The organism is Acetitomaculum ruminis DSM 5522 (assembly GCF_900112085.1).
GTDB classification, from domain to species: domain Bacteria; phylum Bacillota; class Clostridia; order Lachnospirales; family Lachnospiraceae; genus Acetitomaculum; species Acetitomaculum ruminis.
The window spans coordinates 1-15,970 of sequence record NZ_FOJY01000015.1; the positions used below are offsets into that span (position 1 = coordinate 1).

Here is a 15,970-nt window from a genome sequence, read left to right on the forward strand (position 1 = left end):
TATTTACAGGAGCTAAAAACAGTGCCCTTACAAAGCTTACAATTCCATCAAGCTTAAAATATAAGGGTAAAAGCTATAAAGTAACACAGATTGCTGAAGGTGCCTTGAAAAACTACACAAAACTTAAATCAGTAGTTATAGGAAAAAATATAACTACAATAGGTAAAGAGGCATTTGCATCCTGCAAAAACCTTACATTAATAAATATACAAAGCACCCTTTTAAAGAAAGTGGGAGCTAAAGCCCTTAGCGGTATTAATAAAAAAGCTGTTATAAAAGTTCCTGCTAAGAAGTTAAAGACCTACAAAATACTTTTAAGCAATAAGGGACAAAGCAAGACAGTAAAAGTAAAATAGATAAAACAAGAATCTGAAGGAAACAAAGCCATTTAAGATAGTTGTTTTACTATATAAAATATTAGCGTAGCGGTTTTGGGTTATTTTTGTTAGAGAAATAATCTAAGTAACTGCTACGCTTTTTAAAATAATTTATGATAAAATATTTAAAAATATAAATTATTTGTAAAAATCTTTTGGAAGTGTGTTATAAGAGTTAGAATTAAAATATAGAAATATTTTTTAAAAGCAAACATTAAAAAAGCTTAGGAAGGAAAAAGTGTGGGAATAAATAATATTGTAGAAAAAACAGGTAAGTTAATAGCAGTTTTTTTAGGAATAATTGTTATTTCTTTTTTTGGTAATGATTTAAAGGTTAATGCAGCCGGAGAGGAATATGCATATTTTACTATTGAAAAATTTGTTTTAGGACAGGGATATGTGTTAGAACCTACGAAAATCAAGATAGGACAAAATGAATATGTTTCAGATGTTTTAAGTAGACTGGCGGATGAAAAAGGTTTAACTTTAGAAAGTCGTTCTTCTAGTTACGGTTATTATTTATCGGGGATTAAGGACTGCGACAGTAAAATTTACAATATACCTTCCATATTATTACTAAACTGTAGCGCTGATTTGGAAGAATACACCTATGAAGGAGAATTTACTAATGTCGATGACTCTACTGATTTGGAAGAGTTTAAGTTTACTCCTTTTTCAGGATGGGTTTATTTTGTAAATGATGAATGGCAGTTTGTAGGTATGGGGAACAGAGTTTTACACTCTAATGAGGTTGTAAGATTAAAATTTACCATTGCCCTAGGAGATTCCGGATGGGGTATGGATGCTTCAAAACAAATGACTTTCCCGGATGAGAGTGATTTGATTCGAATACTGGCGGATTTAAAAATTTATCTTAAAGAAAATCCGGATGATGATTTAGAAGAAATCTATCAAAAATCTTTGTTAATTATGTCAGATTTAGATGCCACAGTAAAAAATGTTGATAAATTAACTGAATATATGAAAGATTTTAATGAGGCATTAACTGATAATGACAAAGACAGGATACTTGAAATTAAGGAAGATATTGAAGAATTAGAAAAAGTAGTAAAAGCAAATGATGTATCAAGAATAATTAATCTAATACCTGAAACACTTACCCTTGATACAATGTATACCGTTAAAAAAGCTTTAGAAGCATACGATGCATTAGATGAGGACTCTCGTTATTATATTACTGAAAATACCTACAATGCTCTTTTGGAAGGAAAAAAACAGCTTGAAAGTTTAAATGAGCAGATTGAAAGAGAGAAAAAGCTTAAAGAAGCGGCACAAAAGGTTATTGATAAAATCAATTCCATAGGAAGTGTTACTTTAAATAAGAAAAACAAAATAAATGAAGCCAGAAAGGCCTATGACGCCCTTGAAAAGGATGCAAAGAAATTAATTGATTCTACAATTTTGAAAAAACTGTCTAATGCAGAAAGTAAACTTGCCAAATTGATAAAAGAGTCAGAACAGATATCCTTAAAAAAAGGCAGCGGATTCTATGTTAATGGCTATAAATATATCGTAACCGGTGTTTTAAAGAAAAATCCTACAGTAACCGTTACCGCTTATAAAAATAAAAATTTAAAAACTATAAAGGTAGCAGATACTGTAAAATATAAAAAAATTACCTTTAAGGTAACAGCTATAGCTAAAAATGCCTTTAAAAACCAGAAAAAAGCCCTTTCGGCTGTTATAGGGAAAAATGTGATAAGTATAGGCAAAGAAGCATTTATGGGGGATGCAAAGTTAAAGAAAATCACCATAAAATCTTTAAATTTAAAAAAAGTAGATTCAAAGGCTCTTAAATCAATATATAAAAATGCAATTATAAAAGTTCCCGTAAAAAAGTACACTGCTTACAAAAAACTTTTTAAAGGCAAAGGTCAATTAAAAACAGTTAAATTTGTAAAATAATATTTAAAAAAATAAATTAATGGAGGATATATGCAAGGAAATAAAAGAATAGGAAGAAGTCTTGTAAGGCGAGGTAATAAAGTTAATTTTTATTGCGATAAGATGCAGATTCCTGACGGAAGAATTGAATATTATGATTTTATCAGCCACAAGGGGGCAGCAGCAGTTGTTCCCATTTTGGAAAACGGAAAAATTCTTATGGTAAAACAATACAGAAATTCCATTGACAGATTTACATTAGAGATACCTGCCGGTGCTCTTGATTATGAAGATGAACCATTTATAGAATGTGCAAGAAGGGAATTGAGGGAAGAAACCGGATATTCCTGTGATAATATTGAATTTTTGGTTTCTAATTATTCAACAGTGGCAATATGCAACGAAAGAATCGATATTTTTATAGCAAGAAATTTAAGCCTGGGACAACAGGATTTAGACGATGATGAATTCATAGATGTTTATGAATATGATTTAGAAGAATTAAAATCCATGATTTTTGAAGGAAAAATACAGGATGCAAAAACCATCTGTGGAATCCTTGCCTACGAAAGTAAATTTTTGAGATAAAATAAACTTGACAATAAAAAATCTATAACCTATACTATTATGGTATGTTTCGTTGGCTAGTCCGTGTCAGTGCCGACGAATGAAAAAAACTATAACAATTAATTTTAAATAATTAGTTACTTGATATAAGTGATGAGGATTTTTTAATCCGTTTTTATTTATAAGAATTTTGGAGGTATTACACGTGGCAAATATTAAATCAGCTAAAAAAAGAGTTATTACAACAGCAAAGAGAACAGCTAGAAACAAAGCTATCAGATCTTCAGTTAAGACAGCTATCAAGAAAGTAGATGCTGTACTTGCTCAGGGAAATAAAGAAGCAGCAGTTGCTGAATTTAGAAAAGCAGAAAAGATTATCGCAAAGGCTTGTGCTAAGGGAATTTACCACAAGAACAATGCAGCTAGAAAGATTTCTGCATTAGAGAAAAAAGTTAACAAACTTGCTTAGTAAATATATTTGTAAATATCAATAGTTCATTTTGAAATTAATTGTGAAATTATAAATCCATTCGATCCCGTCAGTCGAATGGATTTTTTGCTGTGGTAAAAATTTAAAATAAGAAATCTTTAAGTTGCCAGCCTTACAATAAGAACCTCGATACTTAATTTGTCCTCCATCAGTCCGGTTTTAATTGCATTATCAGTATCGCTGCAATATTTAAGAATGTCTATAAGTTCATTTATTGTATAGTGCTTTGACATGGTAATATATTTATCTATAAAGTAGGTCATAACACCGGCTTCTTTTGCCATTTCAGTTTTAGAAAACTTTCCATTAGAAAGAGATCTTACTTTTAAAAGAATATTAAACTGCCGGATAATTAAAGCCAGGATTTTCATAGGCGCTTCTTTTAATTTAAGTAAATCGTAATAGAGATTTAGAGCATCTTTAGAACGTTTATTACATATAAGATCAATCATTTCAAAGATATGATTTTCTATTGTTTTACAACATATATTTTCCACATCGAAAATTTGTATTCCCTCTAAACCATTGCAATAGGAAATGAGTTTTTCAAGTTCTGTTTGGATATTTTCCATGTCATTTCCGCATAACGCTAAAAATCTGTCTAAAGCATCTCTGGTTATTAAAAGCTTTTCTTTTTTTAGAGAGGACATAATCCATTTTTTTAAAGTGTCCTCATCCTGTCTTGAACAGTCAAGAACCAGTCCGTATTTTTTTAATGATTTATATAATTTTCCCCTGCCATCTGTCTCCTTTTCTATAAATAATAAGCAGGTGGTTTCAGGGATATCTTTAAAATATTCCTCTAATTTAGTTACCCCCCCTTTTTTGAAAAATCCTGAATCCTCTACTAATACAAGTCTTTTATCTGAAAGAAAGGGCAGGGTTTCACAGGCTTCTATGATTTTTTCTTCCTCAGTTTCCCCACCATAAAAAGACTGGTAATTCATGGAATTATCAGTGGCGGATAAAAGATTTTTGATTCGGTTTTTGTATAGGATTTTAAGATATTCTTCTTCGCCATGTAAAAGATAAAGGGTTTTTAGCTTATTATTTGCTATATCATCATTTATTTCGGAAAAAGTATCCTTGTTTTGTTTTTTTGCCATAGTATTGTTCCTATTTTAAGATTTATAACTGTAATTAAAAATGAATATAATAGAATTTAGATTTTTAATAAAGCTTATTAATTAGAAAAATTTCACATTTTCCACTCAATTATAGCATAAAAACACCTGTATAAGAAGTTTGGGTTTGCAAGTTATAAAAATCCTTGTTAAAATTAGAATGCTAAGCTTTTTTTTAAAGCATGAATTCGGAGGAAATAAAATGTCTAATATAGATCAAAGTAAAATCAGAAATTTTTGCATAATTGCTCATATTGATCATGGTAAGTCTACTTTGGCTGACCGGATTATTGAAAAAACAGGCACCCTTACCAGCAGGGAGATGCAGGCTCAGGTGCTTGATAATATGGATATTGAAAGGGAAAGAGGAATTACCATAAAATCCCAGGCTGTGCGTATTGTCTATAAGGCAAATGATGGAAATGAATATATTTTTAATTTAATAGATACACCGGGACATGTAGACTTTAATTACGAAGTATCAAGAAGTCTGGCTGCCTGTGACGGGGCTGTTTTAGTGGTTGATGCAGCTCAGGGAGTTGAGGCGCAAACCCTTGCAAATGTATATATGGCTATAGACCACGATCTGGAAGTAATACCAGTTATAAATAAAATAGATTTACCAAGTGCCGATCCTGACAAAGTAAAAGAAGAAATCGAGGATGTTATAGGAATAGATGCTTCAGAGGCACCCCTTATTTCTGCAAAGCAGGGCTTAAATATAGAAGATGTATTAGAACAAATAGTTACAAGGCTTCCTGCTCCTACAGGAGATCCGGATTCTCCTTTACAGGCTTTGATTTTTGATTCATTGTATGATTCCTATAAAGGAGTAATTATTTTTATTAGGGTAGTGGAAGGAACTATAAAAGCTGGTACCAAAATAAAACTTATGGCTACCGGAGCGGAATATCTCACCGTTGAAGTGGGATATTTTGGTGCAGGCCAGTTTATTGCCTGTGACGAACTTCAAGCCGGCATGGTTGGCTATGTTACCGCTAGCATTAAGTCTTTACAGGATACCAGAGTAGGTGATACTGTTACTGATTCCCAAAATCCTTGTGATAAGGCACTTCCGGGATATAAAAAAGTTAATCCTATGGTTTATTGTGGACTGTATCCGGCAGATAGTGCCAAGTATCCTGATTTAAGAGAGGCTTTAGAAAAATTACAATTAAATGATGCCTCCATAACCTATGAGCCTGAAACTTCAGCCGCACTGGGCTTTGGTTTTAGATGTGGTTTTTTGGGGCTTTTACATCTGGAAATTATACAGGAAAGACTTGAGAGAGAATATAATCTTGACCTTGTTACAACAGCTCCCGGAGTTATTTATAAAGTCCATAAAACCAATGGTGAAGTAATTGAACTTACAAATCCTTCAAATCTTCCGGACGCCGCTTCTATTGATTTTATGGAAGAACCAATGGTAAATGCTGAGATAATGGTAACTTCAGAGTATATTGGGGCTATCATGGATTTATGCCAGGAAAGGCGTGGTATTTATATCAGCATGGAATATATTGAAACCACAAGAGCCCTTATAAAATACGAACTTCCTTTAAATGAGATTATTTATGACTTCTTTGATGCACTAAAGTCCCGCTCAAGAGGATATGCATCTTTTGACTATGAATTTAAAGGTTATAGACAGTCAAAACTTGTTAAACTTGATATTCTCATTAATAAAGAAGAAGTGGATGCCCTTTCCTTTATCGTATTTGAAGGTACTGCCTACGAAAGAGGAAAGAAAATGTGCGAAAAGCTTAAAAACGAAATTCCAAGGCACCTTTTTGAAATACCTATTCAGGCAGCAGTTGGAAGCAAGGTAATTGCAAGAGAAACTGTTAAGGCCATGAGAAAAGACGTTTTGGCAAAATGCTATGGTGGTGATATTACCCGTAAGAGAAAGCTTCTTGAAAAACAAAAAGAAGGAAAGAAGCGAATGAGACAGGTAGGAAATGTTGAAATACCGCAAAAAGCATTTATGAGCGTTCTTAAACTGGATGAAGAATAAACATTTTAATTAGACTATAAATTAAACTAACAAAGCGGAATTTGTCTTTCTATATTAAAGTAAGCAAATATCCGCTTTAATAATTTCAGGTGAACACAATGAAAAGAAATCAATCAAAAAACAATAAATCAGGAATATACATTCATATCCCTTTTTGTGTAAAAAAATGCAATTATTGCGATTTTTTGTCCTGCCCTTCAGATACACAAACAATAAAAGACTATATTAATGCTTTGTCAAAAGAAATAAGAATAAAGGCAGAATGCTTTAAAGATAAAGAAATAGATACGATTTTTATAGGTGGGGGAACTCCTAGCATACTGGATACATCTTTAATCAAACAAGTTTTATTTGCTTTAAGACAAAACTACAATATAAGTAGTGACTGCGAATTTACAATAGAATCTAACCCCAAAACTTTGGATAGAGAAAAATTGGATTTATATTTACATTATGGAATAAACAGATTATCCATAGGTTTACAGTCAGCAAATGATGAAGAGTTAAAGCTTTTGGGAAGAATTCATATGTATAATGATTTTCTGGAGTCCTATCATCTGGCAAGAAAGGCAGGCATTTCTAATATTAATGTGGATATTATGTCGGCATTGCCAAAACAAAGCCTTGAATCCTATTCAAATACCTTAAAAAAAGTCATTGATTTAAAGCCGGAGCATATTTCGGCCTACAGCCTTATCATAGAAGAAAACACCCCTTTTTATGAAAAGTACAGTAAAGATGTAAAAATGCTTGAAAATGGGGAAAAACCTGAATTTCTTCCTGATGAAGACACTGAGAGAAAAATGTATGACCATACCTTACAATTCCTTGAAAGTAACGGCTATCACCGTTACGAAATTTCAAATTATTCAAAAAAAGACAAAGAGTGTCGCCATAATTTAAAATACTGGAGCAGGGAAAACTACCTTGGATTGGGACTTGGGGCTGCTTCCTTATTAGATGATATAAGATATAAAAATCTTAGTGATTTAAAAACTTATATAAAAAAATACTCAGATGATGCCATTATAAAGGATGTATTTAATGATGAAAGCTTTTATGATGAACTTACAATATTAGATGAAAAATCCTGCATGGAAGAGTTTATGTTTTTAGGCTTTAGAAAAATGAAAGGAATATCCGGATTACAATTTCAGGAATATTTTGAAAAAAGACTGGAAGATGTATATGGAAAAGTATTGGAGGAGTTTATAAATAAAGGCCTTATTATATATGAAAACGATTATTATTTCTTAAGTAATGAAGGGATAAATGTGTCAAATTATGTGCTTTCAAAGTTTCTTTTTTAAAAAAGGTATTGACAAAGAAAATTGTAAGTGCTATTTTAGGTACATAGATATTAGCACTCTAATCTAATGAGTGCTAACAAAGAAAATGAGATTGTATATATTATATGAGAAATTAAGAAAAGTCTGATAAAGGGTGATTAAGATGCAACAGTTAGATGAAAGAAAAATGACCATACTTACAGCCATTATAAAAACTTATTTGGAAAGTGGTGAGCCTGTAGGTTCCAGGACAATTTCAAAGTCATCAGGACTGAACTTAAGCTCAGCTACCATTAGAAATGAAATGTCAGACCTTGAAGAAATGGGATATATATTACAACCTCACACTTCTGCCGGAAGGATTCCTTCAGATAAGGGATACAGACTTTACGTTGATAATCTTATGAGAGAAAGAGAAGAAGAAGTATTACAGATGAAGGAAATGGTGTTAGAAAAAGCTAGCGAAGTAGAAGAAACCTTAAAAAGGGCTGCCAAATTACTTGCAGAAAATACTAATTATGCCGCTATGGTTTCAGCACCTGATATGCATGGAAACAAGATTAAATTTTTACAGTTATCAAATGTAGATAGCAATCATGTTCTGGTAGTAGTTGTTGTTGAGGGAAATCTTGTTAAAAATAAAGTTATAGATGTTGAAGAGGCCCTCGATACGGAAACCATGTTAAAGCTAAACCTTTTATTAAATACAAGCCTTTGTGGTCTTTCAATTTCAGAGATAAATCTGGAAACCATAAGAAATATTAAAGAACAGGCAGGTATTCATGCAGGTATAGTAAATGAAATTATTGATGCGGTTTCTGATGCCATTGCCGTAAACAAGGATACGGCTATTTATACCTCCGGTGCCACAAATATTTTTAAATATCCCGAACTTAGCGATTCTACAAAGGCTTCAGAACTGATAAACGCCTTTGAAGATAAGAGTGAGCTGGCTGCACTTATTCCTGTGGAAAACGGGAAAACGGGAATTAAGATATATATTGGAGAAGAATCTCCTGTTGAAAATATGAAAGATTGTAGCGTAGTTACTGCAACTTATGATATAGGCGGAGGAATGCAGGGAACTATTGGAATCATAGGACCAAAGAGAATGGACTATGAAAATGTAGTTGGAAATATAAAAACATTAATGAATCAGATGCAAAATCTCTTTAAGGATAAATAGATAAGAAAGGTGGAACTATTGTGGAAAAAGATGTAAATCTTGAGGAAGAAATAAAAGAAGAAACTGAGAAAGAAACTACACAAGAAACTGTAGATGAAAATACACAAACAGATGTTGAAGAGGTAGAAGAAACCTCTAAAGAAGGTGAAGAAGAAACAAAGAAGAAAAAAGATAAAAAGGATGAGCTTATCGAAGAATTAAATGACAAGGTTAAGCGTCAGTTAGCAGAGTTTGAAAACTTCAGAAAGCGTACCGAAAAGGAAAAATCCGCTATGTATGAAATAGGAGTAAAAAGTGTTATTGAAAAGATACTTCCTGTAGTGGACAATTTTGAAAGAGGTCTTGTAGCTGTTCCGGAAGAGTTAAAAAATGACTCTTTTGTAGATGGGATGGATAAGGTTTACAAACAGTTACTTAAATCCTTAGAAGAAATAGGTGTTAAAGCCATTGAAGCTGAAGGAAAAGAATTTGATCCAGAATTTCATAATGCGGTAATGCATATTGAGGATGATACATTAGGAGAAAATGTTGTGGCTGAAGAATTACAAAAGGGATATTTATATAATGATACCGTAGTTCGTCATAGCATGGTAAAAGTTGCCAATTAACAATTAAAGCTTTATATTTCAGGAGTAAATCTCCTGTTTATAATATATTTATGTAGTAATAAAATTACCCCTTATAAGAAAATGATTTACTTATGAGGTCTTGTATTAGTAATAAAATGTCTTTAGACATGCTTAATAATATTTGGAGGTAGTGATTATGAGTAAAATAATAGGAATCGACTTAGGAACAACAAATTCATGTGTAGCAGTTATGGAAGGTGGAAAACCAGTTGTTATCGCTAATACAGAAGGTGCAAGAACAACTCCATCAGTAGTTGCTTTCACAAAAACCGGAGAAAGATTAGTAGGAGAGCCTGCAAAGCGTCAGGCAGTTACAAATGCAGAAAAAACCATAGCTTCCATTAAGAGAGATATGGGTACAGATAATAAAAGAGATATAGATGGAAAGAAATATTCACCACAGGAAATTTCAGCTATGATTCTTCAGAAATTAAAAGCAGATGCAGAAAGTTATCTTGGTGAAACAGTTAATGAAGCTGTTATTACAGTTCCTGCTTACTTCAATGATGCTCAGCGTCAGGCTACAAAAGATGCAGGTAAGATTGCAGGACTTGAAGTAAAGCGTATAATAAACGAGCCTACAGCAGCAGCATTAGCTTATGGTCTTGACAATGAAAATGAGCAGAAAATAATGGTTTATGACCTTGGTGGTGGTACATTCGATGTTTCTATCATTGAAATCGGAGATGGAGTTATCGAAGTACTTTCAACAAATGGAGATACCCGTCTTGGTGGTGATGACTTCGATGAAGCTATTACAAGATGGATGGTAAATGAATTTAAGGCTAAAGAAGGTGTCGATCTTTCCGGAGACAAGATGGCAATGCAAAGACTTAAAGAAGCAGCAGAAAAGGCTAAAAAAGAGCTTTCAAGTGCTACTACAACAAACATTAACCTTCCATTCATCACAGCTACTGCAGAAGGCCCAAAACACTTTGATGAAAATCTTTCAAGATCAAAATTTGAAGAACTTGTACATGATTTAGTAGAAAGAACAGCAGTTCCTGTACAAAATGCCATGAGAGATGCAGGACTTACAAATGCAGATATTACAAAGGTATTATTAGTAGGTGGATCAACCCGTGTTCCTTGTGTTCAGGAAAAAGTTAAACAGCTTACAGGAAAAGAGCCTAACAAGTCCTTAAATCCTGACGAGTGTGTAGCGCTTGGTGCTTGTATCCAGGGTGGTAAACTTGCTGGAGATGCAGGTGCAGGTGATATCCTTCTTCTTGATGTAACACCACTTTCACTTTCAATTGAAACAATGGGTGGAGTTGCAACAAAACTTATTGAAAGAAATACAACAATACCTACAAAGAAGAGCCAGATTTTCTCAACAGCAGCAGATAATCAGACAGCTGTAGATATTAATGTATTACAGGGTGAGCGTCAGTTTGCAAGAGATAATAAATCCCTTGGACAATTCAGACTTGATGGAATTCCACCGGCAATGAGAGGTGTTCCACAGATTGAAGTTACATTCGATATAGATGCAAATGGTATCGTTAATGTATCAGCTAAAGACCTTGGAACAGGAAAAGAACAGCATATTACAATTACAGCTGGTTCAAATATGTCAAATGAAGATATTGACAGAGCTATTAAAGAGGCTGCTGAGTTTGAAGCTCAGGATAAGAAGCGTAAAGAGGCAATTGATGCAAGAAATGAAGCTGATTCCTTCGTATTCCAGACTGAGAAAGCTCTTAAAGAAGTAGGAGATAAAGTTAGCCCTGAAGATAAGGCTACAGTAGAAGCAGATCTTAAAGCATTAAAGGATCTTGTAGATGCTGCAAATCCGGAAGAAATGACAGAAGCTCAGGTAGCAGATATTAATGCTGCTAAAGAAAAACTTATGCAGTCAGCTCAGGGTGTATTTGCTAAAATGTATGAGCAGACACAGGCACAGGGACAGGCAGGTCCGGCTCCGGATATGGGAAATACAACAAATGCAGGTCCGGCAGATGATGATGTAGTAGATGCTGACTACAAAGAAGTATAATTAAGGTATTAGTAGTTAAAATAAAATTCTAACTCATATAAACCCCCAGTTAAACAAGTGCACTTTTCTGTGCTATATCCCACAAAGGTATAGCAAAGTTTAGTGCATCTTGTTGTATCGAATTATGTTTTTGAGTTATGGCTTAAAAATTGCATATTGACATAAATTTTAAATGTTATTAAAATTTAGCGTTGGTATACACTTTTCAAATTTTAAATAACAGGAAGGAAAGGCTATGGCTGATAAAAGAGATTATTACGAGGTATTAGGCGTCAGTAAGGATGCCAGTGATGCCGAGATAAAAAAAGCATATAGAAAATTAGCTAAAAAATATCACCCTGATGCAAATCCGGGAGACAAAGAAGCAGAGGCCAAATTTAAAGAATCCAGCGAGGCTTATGCCATTTTAAGTGATCCTGACAAGAGAAGACAGTATGATCAGTTCGGACATGCAGCATTTGATGGTGGAGCAGGTGCCGGAGCAGGTGGCTTTGACTTTGGTGGAATGGACATGGGAGATATTTTTGGTGATATCTTTGGTGATCTGTTTGGTGGTGGTTCCAGAAGAAGAAATGATAATTCACCTAGAAAAGGTGCCAATTTAAGGGCAAGGGTACATATTACTTTTGAAGAGGCTGTATTTGGTTGTGAAAAAGAGTTAGAACTTACTTTAAAGGATGTATGTACCAATTGTAACGGTTCCGGGGCAAAACCTGGTACTTCCGCAAGCACCTGTACCACCTGTAATGGTTCCGGTAGGGTGACTCACACCGAATCTTCACTTTTTGGAATGGTTCAAAGAGTTATTCCTTGTCCTGATTGTCAGGGTAGCGGAAAAATTATTAAAGATAAGTGTCCACAATGTGGAGGTAGCGGATATACTTCTAGCAGAAAGAAGATTTCAGTTTCCATACCGGCAGGTATTGATGAAGGACAAAGTGTTCGTATAAGAGATAAAGGTGAACCTGGAACCAATGGAGGTCCAAGAGGAGATTTACTTGTAGAAGTTATTATCCAAAGACATCCTATATTCCAAAGACAGGGAACAAATATCTTTTCAACAGCCCCTATTACCTATGCACAGGCTGCTTTAGGCGGGGACATTAGAATAAATACTGTGGATGGTGAAGTGATTTATACTGTTAAAGCAGGTACTCAGACTGACACCAGAATCCGTCTCAAGGGAAAAGGAGTTCCATCCCTTAGAAATAGTCAGCAAAGAGGAGATCATTATGTAACCTTAGTTGTTCAGGTACCTACACAGTTAAACGAGGCTGCAAAAGAAGCCTTGAGAACCTTTGACAGGGAAACCGGAAATTCTTTGGAAGGAAATTTTGATAATCTTAACGAAGAAAAAGGAAAAAAAGAAAAGAAAAAAGGTATGTGGGATAAAGTAAAAGAAGTATTTGAAGATTGATTTCTTTTATTCTTTTCATAAGCAAAGCTGCGTTTAAGGCAGGCAAAGAAATTTGCCATAGACTTAAAACGCAGCTTTTTTGTTAGTATATAAGCCGTTTTGCCCAATAAAGGATTGTATAAAAATTTTTACTTTTAAAGAAAAAAATTCTTGTAGTCAGGGGCTTCTTGCACATATGGAACGAATTGCGACATATTTGGTAAGGTATTTTTATTGTTTAGTAAATGTCAATATTATATAATTATATAGTAATTATAAAGAAAATATAAAAAATTCATAAATAAAATAGTAAGCCGTTACTTTTATGTGACGAAAATATCTTATGATAATGTCACATAAGAAATGTCGATTAGCTTGTATTTTTGTGTTATGAGATGGATTAGTAATTGATAGAAGACGATATAAATATTAGAAATTTATCGAAAAATTCCTATATAGATATTGTTGTATTGTATTTAATAAGGAACGGAGATGATAAAATGGGAAGCCTTAATTATGCAAGAAAGTTCAATACTCCTGAGGTGACAGTTAGTGTTGTGACGGATCTTGACCACTATAATAAAGAGACGAAAGTAGTAGAGATTGATGATGCTAAAGAAACTTTGAAAAAAGAGAGAGCTTTGTTTAAAATAGAAAAAGAAAAATATGAGTATGAAAAAAAGCTTTATGAAGCTAAGGTGAAAAGAGACGAGGATTTATTCAAGAAAAAGCTTGAGATATTACAATTGGAATTGAGAAAATTAGCTGCTGAAAAGGAAAGGATGAAAAGAGAAAGAAATTTCTATAAGGCAGTAAATGATTTTGATAGAGGATGTGATATAGATACAAAAATGTTTTTTATCGGGGTGGTAGATAAGGCATCCTTAAAGAAGCGTTATAAAGACTTATTGAAAATATATCATCCGGACAATCTTTGTGGTGACACAGAAGTTTTGCAGATGATTAATAATGAATATGCTTTATTAGCAGACAAATACGAATAATCAGTAAACATGGCAGGTTAAGATACCTGCCTTTTTTATTTTTCTCCCATATGCTTAAAAGGAAGCGGGGGTTAATTCTTGACTAAAGATTATTATAAGGTTATAATTAGATGTTACTATGCTTATTATTATTGATGCAGGTTTTCCTGCATCTTATTAATATCTGTAAAAGATAAATTTTACAACTTGTGTTTATTAAATAAATTGTTGGCATTAATATTATTAAAATGCCCGAATAGGGTTTTAATCAGGAAGGTGAAATAATGAAATGGAATAAATATCGTATAAAAACCAAGGCAATGGCTGAGGATATTTTATGTGGAATGCTTATGGAATTGGGAATTGACAGTTTTGAAGTGGAAGATAATATTCCAATTTCATCAGAAGATGTAAAGGCTTTATATATTGATATTCCGGCGAAGCTTGATTCTACAGATGATACTGCATATATCAGTTTTTACACACAACCGGATGATGCTAATGAAAAACAACTTATAGAAAATGTTTTATCTGAAATAGAAAGGTTGAGGGAATTTGCTGACCTAGGTGAAGGAAGCATAGAAAAATTTATTACAGATGAAGAAGATTATATTAATGAATGGAAGCAGTATTTCAAACCTTTTTACATAGAAGACATTCTTATTAAACCAAGCTGGGAAAAAGTAAACGAAATTAAAGAAAATTCAAAAATAATAGAAATAGATCCCGGTACAGCATTTGGCACAGGTAAGCATGAAACTACAAGGCTTTGCATAGAGGGAATAAAAAAATATGTTAAAAATGATTCAAATGTTCTTGATATAGGCTGCGGAAGTGGAATCTTATCAATAGCAGCCATAAAATGTGGTGCAAAAAAGGTATTGGGTACAGACATTGATGAGATAGCTGTTAAAGCTTCTTACGAAAATATAAAGGTGAATAATATTTCCACTGACGAGTGTAGCTTTGAAACAGGAAATGTTTTAGAGGATAATCAGACTTTTGATGAGGAAAATTCCGGTAAATATGACATTGTTGTTGCCAATATTTTTGCCAATATTATTATTCCCATGTCAAAAAAAGTATCAAAATACATGACTGATGATGGTGTATTTATTTCTTCAGGGATTATTCTTTCCCAAGAAGACAGAGTAAAAAATGCATTTAAAGAAAATGGTCTTAGAGTAATTGAGGTAAATCGTATTAATGACTGGGTATGCATTGTGGCAAAGAAAGCAGGTGTCTGATGTTTCAGTTTTTTGTAGATAAAGAAAATATTTTGGATGATTCAATAATTATCACCGGTGATGATGTGAATCATATAAAAAATGTTTTGAGAATGAAACCCGGAACCAAAATACGAATCAGTAATAAAGAAGACATTGACTATATCTGTAAGATTTCTGATATTTCAGATGAAAAAATAATGGTAGATATAATAGAAAAAGATGAAAAGGGTACAGAGCTTCCTGCAAGAGTTCATCTTTTTCAGGGCTTGCCAAAGGGTGATAAAATGGAAACGGTTATTCAAAAATGTATTGAATTAGGTGTATATGAAATAATTCCTGTTTCCATGAACAGAAGTATTGTTAAATTAGACGAAAAGAAAAAAGCAAATAAGGTAAAAAGATACAATGCTATTTCCCAGGCAGCTGCAAAGCAGTCCAAAAGAAGAATTATTCCTGAAGTTAAAAATGTTATGAATTTTAAAGAAGCTTTGGAATATTCAAAAAATTACAGTCATCATATTCTTCCCTACGAAAATGAAGAAGGAATGACAAGAACCAAAGAAATTTTTTCATCTATAAAGGAAGATGAAGATATTGCTGTTTTTATAGGACCAGAAGGGGGTTTTGATGAGTCAGAGGTAGAACTTGCCAAAGAATATGGTTGTATTTGTGTTACTTTGGGAAAGAGGATACTAAGAACAGAAACAGCAGGAATGGCTGTTATGGCCATGTTAATGTATGAAATGGAAACAGATTAGACTTAAAGATGTATTTAGAAA

At 33.1% G+C, this 15,970-nt stretch carries 14 protein-coding genes; 13 read left to right on the top strand and 1 reads right to left on the bottom strand.

Annotation, left to right across the window (positions count from 1 at the left end):
* The 4 genes from BM153_RS09900 to rpsT all read left to right on the top strand — a co-directional run.
* Nucleotides 1-356: leucine-rich repeat protein (locus BM153_RS09900; protein WP_177205637.1), on the top strand; the 356-nt coding region annotated here is incomplete at its 5' end.
* Nucleotides 357-617: 261 nt separating this feature from the next.
* Nucleotides 618-2,303 (top strand): leucine-rich repeat protein, encoded by a 1,686-nt coding sequence (locus tag BM153_RS09905; protein ID WP_242949119.1) that lies wholly within the window; start codon nt 618-620, stop codon nt 2,301-2,303.
* A 30-nt stretch (nt 2,304-2,333) separates the two neighbouring features.
* A complete protein-coding gene (locus tag BM153_RS09910; protein ID WP_092873267.1) occupies nt 2,334-2,870 on the top strand; it encodes an NUDIX hydrolase in 537 nt (178 codons plus the stop codon).
* Between the two features lie 184 nt (nt 2,871-3,054).
* The gene (gene rpsT, locus BM153_RS09915) at nt 3,055-3,318 is read left to right on the top strand and encodes a 30S ribosomal protein S20 (RefSeq protein WP_092873269.1); all 264 of its coding nucleotides are present in this window, start codon (nt 3,055-3,057) and stop codon (nt 3,316-3,318) included.
* Nucleotides 3,319-3,437: 119 nt separating this feature from the next.
* Here rpsT and holA read toward each other — a convergent pair whose 3' ends face one another.
* Nucleotides 3,438-4,445, bottom strand: a complete 1,008-nt coding sequence (holA, locus tag BM153_RS09920; protein ID WP_092873271.1) for a DNA polymerase III subunit delta — start codon at nt 4,443-4,445, stop codon at nt 3,438-3,440.
* 220 nt (nt 4,446-4,665) lie between these two features.
* Between holA and lepA the strand changes: the two genes are divergently transcribed.
* The 9 genes from lepA (at nt 4,666) to BM153_RS09965 (ending at nt 15,949) form a co-directional block, all read left to right on the top strand.
* Complete coding sequence (gene lepA / locus BM153_RS09925) at nt 4,666-6,480, top strand: translation elongation factor 4 (RefSeq protein ID WP_092873273.1); 1,815 nt, start codon at nt 4,666-4,668, stop codon at nt 6,478-6,480.
* A 98-nt stretch (nt 6,481-6,578) separates the two neighbouring features.
* A complete protein-coding gene (hemW, locus tag BM153_RS09930) occupies nt 6,579-7,790 on the top strand; it encodes a radical SAM family heme chaperone HemW (protein WP_092873275.1) in 1,212 nt (403 codons plus the stop codon).
* A 142-nt stretch (nt 7,791-7,932) separates the two neighbouring features.
* The gene (gene hrcA / locus BM153_RS09935) at nt 7,933-8,955 is read left to right on the top strand and encodes a heat-inducible transcriptional repressor HrcA (RefSeq protein WP_177205638.1); all 1,023 of its coding nucleotides are present in this window, start codon (nt 7,933-7,935) and stop codon (nt 8,953-8,955) included.
* Between the two features lie 17 nt (nt 8,956-8,972).
* Nucleotides 8,973-9,563 carry a nucleotide exchange factor GrpE gene (gene grpE, locus BM153_RS09940; protein ID WP_242949125.1) on the top strand — a complete coding sequence of 197 codons (591 nt, stop codon included), beginning with the start codon at nt 8,973-8,975 and terminating at the stop codon, nt 9,561-9,563.
* A gap of 157 nt (nt 9,564-9,720) precedes the next feature.
* Nucleotides 9,721-11,583: a molecular chaperone DnaK gene (gene dnaK, locus BM153_RS09945; RefSeq protein WP_092873281.1), complete on the top strand. Its 1,863-nt coding sequence runs from the start codon at nt 9,721-9,723 to the stop codon at nt 11,581-11,583.
* Nucleotides 11,584-11,818: 235 nt separating this feature from the next.
* Nucleotides 11,819-13,000 (top strand): molecular chaperone DnaJ, encoded by a 1,182-nt coding sequence (gene dnaJ / locus BM153_RS09950; RefSeq protein ID WP_092873283.1) that lies wholly within the window; start codon nt 11,819-11,821, stop codon nt 12,998-13,000.
* Nucleotides 13,001-13,386: 386 nt separating this feature from the next.
* On the top strand, nt 13,387-13,983 hold the full coding sequence (locus BM153_RS09955; RefSeq protein ID WP_092873285.1) for a hypothetical protein: 597 nt from the start codon (nt 13,387-13,389) through the stop codon (nt 13,981-13,983).
* 263 nt (nt 13,984-14,246) lie between these two features.
* On the top strand, nt 14,247-15,209 hold the full coding sequence (gene prmA / locus BM153_RS09960) for a 50S ribosomal protein L11 methyltransferase (RefSeq protein WP_092873287.1): 963 nt from the start codon (nt 14,247-14,249) through the stop codon (nt 15,207-15,209).
* Nucleotides 15,209-15,949, top strand: a complete 741-nt coding sequence (locus tag BM153_RS09965; RefSeq protein WP_092873289.1) for a 16S rRNA (uracil(1498)-N(3))-methyltransferase — start codon at nt 15,209-15,211, stop codon at nt 15,947-15,949. The genes prmA and BM153_RS09965 overlap by 1 nt, the downstream gene beginning before the upstream one ends.
* Nucleotides 15,950-15,970: the final 21 nt, after the last annotated feature.